Origin of the sequence: Acidovorax sp. HMWF029, assembly GCF_003060895.1 — a bacterium.
Classification (GTDB): Bacteria; Pseudomonadota; Gammaproteobacteria; order Burkholderiales; family Burkholderiaceae_C; genus Acidovorax.
Genome location: NZ_QAIH01000280.1, coordinates 3,572 through 13,168, shown reverse-complemented (window position 1 = coordinate 13,168; position 9,597 = coordinate 3,572). Strand labels below are relative to the sequence as shown.

The window sequence follows — 9,597 nt, the reverse complement described above, 5'->3', positions numbered from 1 at the left end:
CTCCAGCACCCCCAGCCCCCCCTCTCCCGCCAACCCACGCCAGCCCGCATGGGCGGCAGCCACCACCTGGCCATTGCGATGCGCAAACAACACCGGCAGGCAGTCGGCCACCATGATGGTGCAGACGGCCCCCGGGGCCGTGGCCACGCAGGCATCCGCCTCGGTGCCATCCGGTGTGGTGGCATCCAGGTGCACCACACCGTCGCCGTGCACCTGGTTCAGGAACACGGCCCGGGCTGTTGGCGTGCGCGTCTGCACAACCGCTTGCAGTGCCTGCCGGTTGGCCTGCACCACAGCCGGGTCGTCGCCCACATGGGTGCCCAGGTTCAGGCTGTCGTAGGGCGGCTGGCTGCTGCCCCCCGTGCGCGTAGTGCACAGCGCCCACACGCCTGGCGGCGCGGGCCAATCGGGCACCAGCCAGTCGGCGCCCGCAGTAACAGACGCAGACAAAGGGGCGACCATCAGGCCTCGAAGTCCGGGCAGGCCGAGGGCTGCGCCTGCTGGAACGCGGGCAGCGCCATGCAGGCCCCAAACGCTCCCATCGTCAGGGGCAAGCCGTCCATGTTCACGTTGAAGCGCTGGCCATTGAATATCTGCGGCACCAGGCAGCAATCGGCCAGGGTGGGCGTATCGCCCCAGCACAGCACCGACGGGGCCAGGCCCTGGGCGGCGCGCTCCTGCGCCAGCAGCGCAAGCTGTCGCTCAAAGGCTTCGAGGCCGCTGCGCACCCAGTGGCGGTACCAGGCGTTCTTGGCGTCTTCGTCCACCTTCAGTTCACGCGTCAGGTGCTTGAGCACGCGCAGGTTGTTGAGCGGGTGGATCTCGCAGGCCACCATCTGCGCCAGAGCCCGCACGCGAGCGCGGGCCAGCGGGGTGGCGGGCAGCAAGGCGGGCGTGGGGTGGGTCTCGTCCAGGTACTCGATGATGGCCATCGACTGCGAAAGCGCCGTGCCCCCATCCGTCACCAACGTGGGCACCAGCGCATCGCCGATGCGGCTGGCGTACTCCGGCGCCTTGTGCTCACCTTTGACGAGGTGCACGGGCAGATAGTCATAGGCCAGGCCCTTGATCTGCAGTGCGATGCGCACACGGAACGAGGCAGAGGAGCGGAAGTAGTTGTAAAGCTGCATGGGAAAACCCGTCGATGAATCGATGAACCGGCGCAGGGGCCGGGGAATGTTGCTGCGGCGCCCCTGCGGCCAAAGGCGCAGGTCAGGCGCCTGAAGTGCCCGCCGGGTCCTGGTGGTTGTAGACGACCTTGGACAGGATGGACATCAGATCGGCGCGCTCCTGCGTGTTGAGCGGGGCCATCAGGCGCTCCTGCACGCGCTGGGCGGCATCGCGCATCTGAAGCGCGGCCACCTCGCCTTCGGGGGTGATCCACAAGAGCTTGCGGCGGCGGTCGCGGGTGTCGGGCTCGCGGCGGATCCAGCCGCGCTTTTCCAGCCGCCCGATGACCGAGCCCGAAGTCGCCGCATCAAACGCCACACGCGCAGCCAGAGTGACCTGGTCTTCGCCCGGCTGGGCCAGCAGCTCGTGCAGGATGGCGAACTGCACCGGCGTTACATCGAACCCGGCGGTTTCTTCCATGAAAAGTGCCACGGTCCGCTGGTGGGCGCGGCGCACCAAGTGGCCTGGCGTGTTGTGGAAATCGAAGCTCTTTGCCATGGGCGCGAGTGTAGCGCCCCACAGCAGACGGCCCAGAGCCATGGCACACTGCCACGGGGTGCGCACCACCCCACCCAGCCAATACCCCACGGCTTGCGCGCAAACCAGTGAGAGCGACATGCTGCACCGCTGGTTGGCGCAAGCCCCACCCCATGAAAGACCGACAGACATGAGCTACGTGTTTACCCCCGCCCCCGTGGTCAGCGTGCCCGTGGTGGGCAGCGGCAATCGCTTCCCGGTGCACCGCATCTACTGCGTGGGCCGCAACTATGAAGAACATGCCAAGGAAATGGGCTTCACCGGCAGGGAACCTCCCTTCTTCTTCATGAAGCCCGCCGACGCCATCGTGGTGGTCAACACCGGCGAAACCGGTCAGTTGCCCTACCCCAGCCTCACCGCCAACCTGCACCACGAGATTGAGCTGGTGGTGGCCATCGGCAAGGGCGGCAAGAACATCGCTGCCGCCGATGCTCTCTCGCACATCTATGGCTACGCTGTGGGCCTGGACATGACGCGCCGCGACCTGCAAAACGACATGAAGAAGCAAGGCCGCCCCTGGTGCATCGGAAAAGGCTTTGACGCCAGTGCACCCATCGGCCCCATCACTCCCGCAGCACAGGCAGGCGACGTGGCCAACGCAGCCATCTGGTTGCAGGTCAACGGTGCCGACCGCCAGCGCAGCACGGTCACGCAGCTGATCTGGAACATCGCCGAAACCATCGAACACCTCTCGGCTGCATGGGAGCTGCAGCCCGGCGACCTGATCTACACCGGCACCCCCGAAGGCGTGGGCGCCGTGGTACGTGGCGATGTGCTGGAAGGTGGCGTGGACGGCCTGGGAACCCTGCGGCTGAGTGTGGTGTAAGCCTGCCTGGAACTTACCTGGAGCCTGCCTGCGGCCCCCTGGGCATTATCCGGGCTCCATCCACTCATTTTTTGATAGCTATCAGCGCTTACCTAGCGGGCGCAGAGGCCATTTTTAGATCAAAATCCCGCATGACTTTTCGCAGCCCCATCAAACACTGCCGCGCGTGCGGCACCGCCGTGGTCTACCGGCTGCCGGACGACGGCGACACCAAACAGCGCGCGGTGTGCCCCGCCTGCAACACGGTGCACTACGAAAACCCTCTGAACGTGGTGGGCACCGTGCCCGCGCTGCCCGATGGGCGCGTCCTGCTGTGCAAGCGCAACATTGAACCCCGCTGGGGCAAGTGGACGTTGCCCGCAGGCTTCATGGAGCTGGACGAAACAACGGCCCAGGGCGCCGCGCGCGAGACCGATGAAGAAGCGGGCGCCCAGATCGAAATCGGCCCCCTGTTCAGCCTGCTCAATGTGCGCCGCGTGGGCCAGGTGCACCTGTTCTACCGCGCAACACTGCTCAGCGACCAGTTCAACCCGGGGTATGAAACCATCGAGGCGCGGCTGTTTGCAGAAGACGAAGTGCCGTGGGACGAGATTGCCTTTCGCACCGTGAAGGAAACGCTGGAGGCCTACTTTGCAGACCGCAAGGCGGGCGCCTTTGGCCTGCATGTGATCGATATCGAGTAGCAGCTCCGCATCACGCGGCGGATCCCTAGGGATCCTCTCTCTGCACAAATCATCGCGCCGTGTGCATCTGCGGTCTCGGTCGGTCTGCGGCGTTGCAAATACTCGCAATAGCTACGCCTATTGCTGCGTTTTGCGCCTTGCAGCCCCTCCCGATCCGCTGCGCACACTGACCGCTCGATTCGTGCCGAGCATCCCTAGCCGCCTACCCGCTCCTCGGCAGGCACAGGGTGGGGCACATTGCCAGGAACACCTGGCGACCCTCCAGGCACAGACGGCTGGTTTGGATCGCTGCGAAACAGCCCCCGCAGCCAGTCTCGCATGGTGTCCAGCGAGCTGTCGGGCGGCGGCGCCGGGCGGGTGTCGAACTCATCCACAAAGCGGTCATTTCCGTCGATCACCTTACTGCGGATGGCCTGCTGCATGAAATCGCCCACCATGGGCAGCGCGCTGCGGGCGCCCTGCCCCCAGTAGTCGCTACGCAGCGTGATGCGGCCGTCGTTGAAGCCTGCCCAGGCGCCCACCACCACGCGCGGGTTCATCAGGATGAACCAGCCGTCGGTGTTGTCCTGGGTGGTGCCCGTCTTGCCTGCCACATCGGCCTGGATGCCGTAGCGGCTGCGGATGGCGGTGGCCGTGCCATGGTCGATGGCGCCGCGCATGGTGTTGCGCAGGATCTGCGCGGCGCGAGCGTCGAACACCGCCTCGGGAGCCGGCGGGGCGAAGGTCTCCAGCACCTTGCCGTGGCGGTCTTCGATGCGGGTGATGAGCACAGGCTCCACATACCGCCCTAGATTGGCGATGGAGCTGTAGGCCGACACCATTTCCTTGAGCGTGACCGGGCTGGTGCCCAGTGCGAGCGAGGGCACCTCTTCAAGCTTGGACTGGCGCACGCCCAGAGCCCGCGCCACCTCGGCCACACGGGCCGGACCCACCTGGTGCATGACCTGGGCAGTGATGGTGTTCTTGGACCGCGCCAGGCCCTCGGCCAGCGTCATGGGCTCGTCGCTGGGCGGGCCGCCATCGGTGGGACGCCACACGCGGCCGCCGCCCAGGGGGATCTCCACCGCCGAGTCCATGAGTGTGTCGTCGGGCGATGCGCCTTGCGCAAACGCCGCGCCATACACAAAGGGCTTGAAGGTGGAACCCGGCTGGCGCCGCGCGGCCTGCACATGGTCAAACGGGTCCTGCGCAAAGTCGCGGCTGCCGACCCAAGCCAGCACATGGCCGGTGACTGGGTCCTGCGCGAGGAACCCGGCCTGCACCCGCGTCTTCTCGGCACGCAGCTTTTGCAGAAAGGCGGCGTCCTCCAGCAGCGCCTTGAGCGCATCCTCGGGGGCCTCGCCCTTGTCCACCGCCGCGCGGTAGTCAGCGCTTTCACGCACCAGCGTCTGCACCAGTTCGCTGTTTGGCCCCCAGCCGTTGCGCTGGGACCACGCGGTATCGGCCACCCCCTGCAGCTGGCGCCCCTGGCGCGCCACGGCCTGGTTGGCGATGGCCTGCAAGCGCGAGTCGATGGTGGTGCGGATCACCAGGCCATCGGCATACAGGCTGTAGCCATGGCTGTCTGCCCACTCGATAAGCTGCCTGCGCAGCTGCATCGCAAAGTGCGGCGCCGGGCCCATCACTTCCGTCTGACGCTCGAAGTTCACGCGCAGCGGGCGCTTTTGCAGGGCTTCCAGCTGCTTGGCGTCGAGCTTGCCGCGCTTGACCATCTGCGACAGGACGGTATTGCGCCGTGCCTGCGCACGCTCGGGGTTGAGCACGGGGTTGTAGTAGGCCGTGCCCTTGAGCATGCCGATCAGCGTGGCGCTCTCCAGCACGTTGAGCTTGTCGGCCGACTTGTCGAAATACGTGCGCGCGGCCATCTCGATGCCGTAGGCGTTGTACAGAAACGGCACGGTGTTGAGGTAGGTCTCCAGGATCTCGTCCTTGGTGTACGAGGCCTCGATCTTCAGGGCCGTGATCGCCTCCTTGAGCTTGCGCGTGAGCGCCTGCGGGAACACGCGCGAGCGGCCAATCTCATCCGGGAACAGGTTGCGCGCCAGCTGCTGCGTGATGGTGGAGCCGCCCTGCGGATCACCCCGCAGCGTGTGCACCACCGACGATGCCGTACGGCGCCAGTCCAGGCCGAAGTGGTCGTAAAAGCGGTGGTCCTCGGTGGCGATGAGGGCATTCACCACATTGGGCGAAATCTCGTTGAGTTCCACCCACTCGCGGTTGGCCCAGCGGTATTCGGCCAACAGCTTTCCGTCCACCGACATGAGCTGCGCGGGCAGCTCGCTCTTGGCCTTGCGGATATCGCTGATGGAAGGTGTGAACGGAATCAGCACCAGCGCGTAGGCCAGCACGGCGGCAGGCAGGGCCAAGGTGCCCCACAGCAGCGCGCGGCGCAGCGAGCGGGGCATCCAGGCGAACAGGCCCGCCAGCCAGCGGAACAGGGCCGCAGCGCGGGCCTGGAGAGAAAGCAGCAAGGTGCGCATCAAAAACCCAGAGAAAAGGGGCCAGCGCCTCAGGCGCCAGCGCCCGCCAGCAAGGCCAGCATGCCCGCTTCATCCAGCACCGGCACACCCAGCTCTTCAGCCTTGGCCAGCTTGCTGCCCGCCTCGGCACCCGCCACCACGTAGCTGGTCTTCTTGCTGACCGAACCGGCCACCTTGGCGCCAGCGGCCTCCAGCATGTCCTTGGCCGCATCGCGGCTCAGGGTGGGCAAGGTGCCGGTCAGCACCACGGTCTTGCCCGCCAGGATCTGCGGGGCACGCTCGGCCACCGGGCCCTCGGGCCAGGTCACGCCGCAGGCGCGCAGTTGCTCGACCACTTCGCGGTTGTGCGGCTGCTGAAAGAAGGTGTGCAGGCTCTGCGCCACCACGGGGCCCACGTCGTTCACCTCCAGCAACTGCTCCACGCTGGCATCCATGATGGCGTCCAGCGTGCCAAAGTGCCGCGCCAGGTCCTTGGCCGTGGCCTCGCCCACGTGGCGCAGCCCCAGGCCGAACAGGAAGCGCGGCAAGGTGGTCTGCTTGGATTTTTCGAGTGCAGCCAGCACGTTCTGGGCCGATTTCTCGGCCATGCGCTCCAGCGCGATGAGCGAGGTCAGGCCCAGCCGGTACAGGTCGGGCAACGTGCGGATCACGTTGGCATCCACCAGCTGGTCCACCAGCTTGTCGCCCAGGCCCTCGATGTCCATGGCGCGGCGCGCGGCAAAGTGCAGGATGGCTTCCTTGCGCTGCGCGGCGCAGAACAGACCGCCCGTGCAGCGGTGGTTGGCTTCGCCCTTTTCGCGCACCACATCGCTGCCGCACACAGGGCAGGCCGTGGGCATGCGGAAATTCTTCACATACCCCGTCCGCTGTCCGGGGATGACGCCCACCACCTCAGGAATCACATCGCCCGCACGGCGCACGACGACGGTGTCGCCCGCGCGCACGCCCTTCTTGCGGATCTCGAACAGGTTGTGCAGCGTGGCATTGGTGACGGTGACGCCGCCCACAAACACCGGTGCCAGGCGCGCCACGGGCGTGATCTTGCCGGTACGCCCCACCTGCACGTCGATGCCTTCGACCTTGGTGGCCATCTCCTGCGCGGGGTACTTGTGCGCCACGGCCCAGCGCGGCTCGCGGGTCTTGAATCCCAGGTCGCGCTGCAGCTGCAGGGAATTGACCTTGTAGACCACACCGTCGATGTCGTACGGCAGCGCATCGCGGCTGGCGCCCACCTGCTGGTGAAATGCCACCAATTCAGTAGCACCTACCGCAATCTGCACCTGCGCTGCGACCGGAAAACCCCAGGACTTCAGCGTCTGCAGCATCTCGTAGTGCGTGCGGAACACCGGCCCGCCCTCGGCAGGCGGCGTGATCGCACCCAGGCCGTAGGCAAAAAAGCTCAAAGGCCGCTGGGCGGTGATGTTGGAGTCGAGCTGGCGCACGGCGCCTGCGGCTGCGTTGCGCGGGTTCACAAAGGTCTTGCCGCCCTGCTCCCGTTGGCGTTCGTTCAGCGCGTCAAAGTCGGCACGGCGCATGTAGACCTCGCCACGCACCTCCAGCAGCGGCGGCACGCCTTCCGGCAAGGTCAGCGGAATCTGCCGGATGGTGCGGATGTTGTGCGTCACATCCTCGCCCACCTCGCCATCGCCGCGCGTGGCGGCCTGCACCAGGCGGCCGTTTTCATAGCGCAGGCTCATGGCCAGGCCGTCAAACTTGGGCTCGGCCACGTATTCGATGGCAGGGTCGGCGTCGGTCAGACCCAGCTCGCGCCGTACGCGGGCATCAAACGCCTGGGCGCCCGTCGCTTCGGTGTCGGTCTCGGTGTGGATGCTGAGCATGGGCACCGCGTGGCGCACGGGGGCCAGGCCGTCCATCACCGCACCAATCACGCGCTGCGTGGGCGAGTCGGGGGTGACGAGGTCTGGGTGCGCGGCTTCGAGCGACTGCAGCTCGCGGAACACGCGGTCGTACTCGGCGTCGGGCACGGTGGGCTCGTCCAGCACGTAGTACTGGTGGGCCCAGCGGTTGAGCTGGTCGCGCAGCGCTTCAATTTTGATAGCTGGTTGCGCTTGATCTACGGGCGCCAGGGCCGAAAAAAGATCAGATTGTTCAGTCATGGCGGACCGCCCTGGGGTTCTTCTGGACGAAGCCCAATTCCTGGTTGCCAACAAAGCCGGCAGATTCATAGAGTCGGTGCGCTTGCTTGCGCAGAGCACCCGAGAGAAGAAATACCTTGCAGCAATTCATTGTCCAAGCTGCATCCAGAGCGAACTCCAGAGCAGCAAGTGCCAGCCCCCGGCGACGAAAGCGCTCGCCCGTAATCACGTGCTCAATGACGCCGATGGGCATTCCTGCACTCGCGAAATTGGGGATCGAAGCCAGCATGCAGGTGGCACCGACTTCGCCTTCGCAAAGCGCAACGACGAGGCGCGCCTGCGGAGACTGCAACACGACCCGAAAATGCGCCAAGGATGCATCACTGTCCACCTCGGGGTCCTGAGGCCGCAGTTCTCTGTACAGAGCTTTGACGGCGCCGTGGTCGGCTTCGGTTGCCAGACGGACCTGCATTGCACTCATGCGCTGCACTAGCTGAACAACCGCCGCGCGAGCACCGACCCCGCCGACAGATCGCGTCCATCGAGCTGGTCATACAGCAGCTCCAGATCGCCCGCGATCGGGTCCATGGCCATCGCGGGCAGCGGGGTGCCGTTCTGGTCGCACAGTACGCCGTCCATGGCCTGGCACAGGGCGGCGGCCACGTCGCGCAGGCGGGCAAAGGGCTGCTCGGTGCGGTGGACTTGGGCCACGTCCAGGCTCAGCGTGATGTCGCGAATCGCGGACTGGTCGGGGTCGTCGGCCAGTGCGGCCTGGGTGTCGTAGCCCAGCGTGAGCAGAGGCGGCAGGCCGGGAGTGCTGGCGGGCAGCACCAGGCGGCCTGGCATGGCGCCGGGCACGAAGCCCAGACGGGCGGCATTCTGCTGCACATAGCCGGGGCTCCAGGCGGCCTGGCGGGCGCGCAGCATGAACATGAGCTGGGCATCGTGGTCGCTGGCGAACTGGTCCAGCTCGCGGGCGCGGGCCACTTCCTGCAGCATGTCCGGGAAGTCGGGGGCGGCGTTGATGGCGTCGGCAAAGGCCTGGGCCTTGACGACGAATTCGGAATACTCGATCTCGTTGAGCGCGCCCATGCGGTTGGCCAGCTGCACACCTGCCTGGAACGACTGGTAGCGCTGGCCAGGGGCCGGGGTTTCCCACTGCTGGCTGGCTTCGTTCAGGCCCTCAATGGCAAAGGGCTTGCTGCCAGCGCGGCGCGTGGGCGGCAATGCGGCCAGGGCTGCGTCGCCCGACACCACGTGCTCGGGCTGCAGCGCAGCGATAACGTCGATGAGCGGGTCCAGACCGGGGCGGCGCTCCGAGGCAAACGACGGCACGGGCAGCTGCAGTGCATCGCCCTCGTCCACGGTGTGGGTGGAGGGGTCGGGCCCCCGGTCCAGCCCATGGAATTCGCCGCTGGGCGCCACTGCAGACGCATCAAAGCCGGGTTCCTGGCGCAGTGCCGGTTCTGCCGCGTGTTCACTGTCCTGCGGCAAGGCGCGCTTGGGCGCGTTGCGGCGCGAGGTCCAGGTGTTGTAGGCCACGATCAGGGCCAGCACCAGGCCACCGATGATGGCCAGACTCAGTTGCAATGTGCTCATAGAAAGAATTTTCGGCTAACCGTTGCATTGCCCACGCCCATGACGCATCGGACTGGCACGGCCCGTGCGAGGGACGCCGAGCAAGGGCCGCCCCGCAGCGAGGGCGTCGTCCCCATGAGGGGGAAGGCGCGAAGCGACTCAGGGGGCAAGCTCATACATCCACCATCGACAAAGCGGACTCCATGTCCACCGCCACGATGCGCGAC

9 protein-coding genes are annotated in these 9,597 nt (G+C 66.5%); 2 read left to right on the top strand and 7 right to left on the bottom strand.

Features of this window, described 5'->3' with window-relative positions:
* The 3 genes from DBR12_RS19555 to DBR12_RS19545 form a co-directional block, all read right to left on the bottom strand.
* On the bottom strand, positions 1–462 hold a 462-nt coding region (locus DBR12_RS19555; RefSeq protein WP_199226731.1), incomplete at its 3' end, for a polyphenol oxidase family protein.
* A complete protein-coding gene (gene maiA, locus DBR12_RS19550; protein WP_108618757.1) occupies positions 462–1,130 on the bottom strand; it encodes a maleylacetoacetate isomerase in 669 nt (222 codons plus the stop codon). The genes maiA and DBR12_RS19555, both read right to left, overlap by 1 nt.
* Positions 1,131–1,212: 82 nt before the next feature.
* Positions 1,213–1,668, bottom strand: a complete 456-nt coding sequence (locus DBR12_RS19545) for a MarR family winged helix-turn-helix transcriptional regulator (protein WP_108618759.1) — start codon at positions 1,666–1,668, stop codon at positions 1,213–1,215.
* Between the two features lie 169 nt (positions 1,669–1,837).
* On the opposite strand from DBR12_RS19545, the gene DBR12_RS19540 reads away from it, so the two are divergent.
* Positions 1,838–2,533 carry a fumarylacetoacetate hydrolase family protein gene (locus DBR12_RS19540; RefSeq protein WP_108618756.1) on the top strand — a complete coding sequence of 232 codons (696 nt, stop codon included), beginning with the start codon at positions 1,838–1,840 and terminating at the stop codon, positions 2,531–2,533.
* 131 nt (positions 2,534–2,664) lie between these two features.
* Positions 2,665–3,216 (top strand): NUDIX hydrolase, encoded by a 552-nt coding sequence (locus DBR12_RS19535; protein WP_108618755.1) that lies wholly within the window; start codon positions 2,665–2,667, stop codon positions 3,214–3,216.
* Positions 3,217–3,410: 194 nt separating this feature from the next.
* Here the strand turns inward: DBR12_RS19535 and DBR12_RS19530 are convergent, their stop codons facing one another.
* Genes DBR12_RS19530 through DBR12_RS19515 form a run of 4 tightly spaced genes read right to left on the bottom strand, consistent with a single transcriptional unit; the run spans position 3,411 to position 9,391 of the window.
* Complete coding sequence (locus DBR12_RS19530) at positions 3,411–5,696, bottom strand: penicillin-binding protein 1A (protein WP_108618754.1); 2,286 nt, start codon at positions 5,694–5,696, stop codon at positions 3,411–3,413.
* 29 nt (positions 5,697–5,725) lie between these two features.
* Positions 5,726–7,813 carry an NAD-dependent DNA ligase LigA gene (gene ligA / locus DBR12_RS19525; protein ID WP_108618753.1) on the bottom strand — a complete coding sequence of 696 codons (2,088 nt, stop codon included), beginning with the start codon at positions 7,811–7,813 and terminating at the stop codon, positions 5,726–5,728.
* A complete protein-coding gene (locus DBR12_RS19520; protein ID WP_108618758.1) occupies positions 7,806–8,273 on the bottom strand; it encodes a GNAT family N-acetyltransferase in 468 nt (155 codons plus the stop codon). The genes ligA and DBR12_RS19520 overlap by 8 nt, the downstream gene beginning before the upstream one ends.
* An 8-nt stretch (positions 8,274–8,281) precedes the next feature.
* Positions 8,282–9,391 carry a cell division protein FtsZ gene (locus DBR12_RS19515; RefSeq protein WP_108618752.1) on the bottom strand — a complete coding sequence of 370 codons (1,110 nt, stop codon included), beginning with the start codon at positions 9,389–9,391 and terminating at the stop codon, positions 8,282–8,284.
* Between the last annotated feature and the right edge of the window lie 206 nt (positions 9,392–9,597).

What these genes read in the sequence shown, in the direction of transcription:
- maiA (WP_108618757.1), bottom strand. Translation starts at nt 1,130, where the DNA reads ATGCAGCTTTACAACTACTTCCGCTCCTCTGCCTCGTTCCGTGTGCGC.
- DBR12_RS19545 (WP_108618759.1), bottom strand. Translation starts at nt 1,668, where the DNA reads ATGGCAAAGAGCTTCGATTTCCACAACACGCCAGGCCACTTGGTGCGC.
- DBR12_RS19540 (WP_108618756.1), top strand. Translation starts at nt 1,838, where the DNA reads ATGAGCTACGTGTTTACCCCCGCCCCCGTGGTCAGCGTGCCCGTGGTG.
- DBR12_RS19535 (WP_108618755.1), top strand. Translation starts at nt 2,665, where the DNA reads ATGACTTTTCGCAGCCCCATCAAACACTGCCGCGCGTGCGGCACCGCC.
- DBR12_RS19530 (WP_108618754.1), bottom strand. Translation starts at nt 5,696, where the DNA reads ATGCGCACCTTGCTGCTTTCTCTCCAGGCCCGCGCTGCGGCCCTGTTC.
- ligA (WP_108618753.1), bottom strand. Translation starts at nt 7,813, where the DNA reads ATGACTGAACAATCTGATCTTTTTTCGGCCCTGGCGCCCGTAGATCAA.
- DBR12_RS19520 (WP_108618758.1), bottom strand. Translation starts at nt 8,273, where the DNA reads ATGAGTGCAATGCAGGTCCGTCTGGCAACCGAAGCCGACCACGGCGCC.
- DBR12_RS19515 (WP_108618752.1), bottom strand. Translation starts at nt 9,391, where the DNA reads ATGAGCACATTGCAACTGAGTCTGGCCATCATCGGTGGCCTGGTGCTG.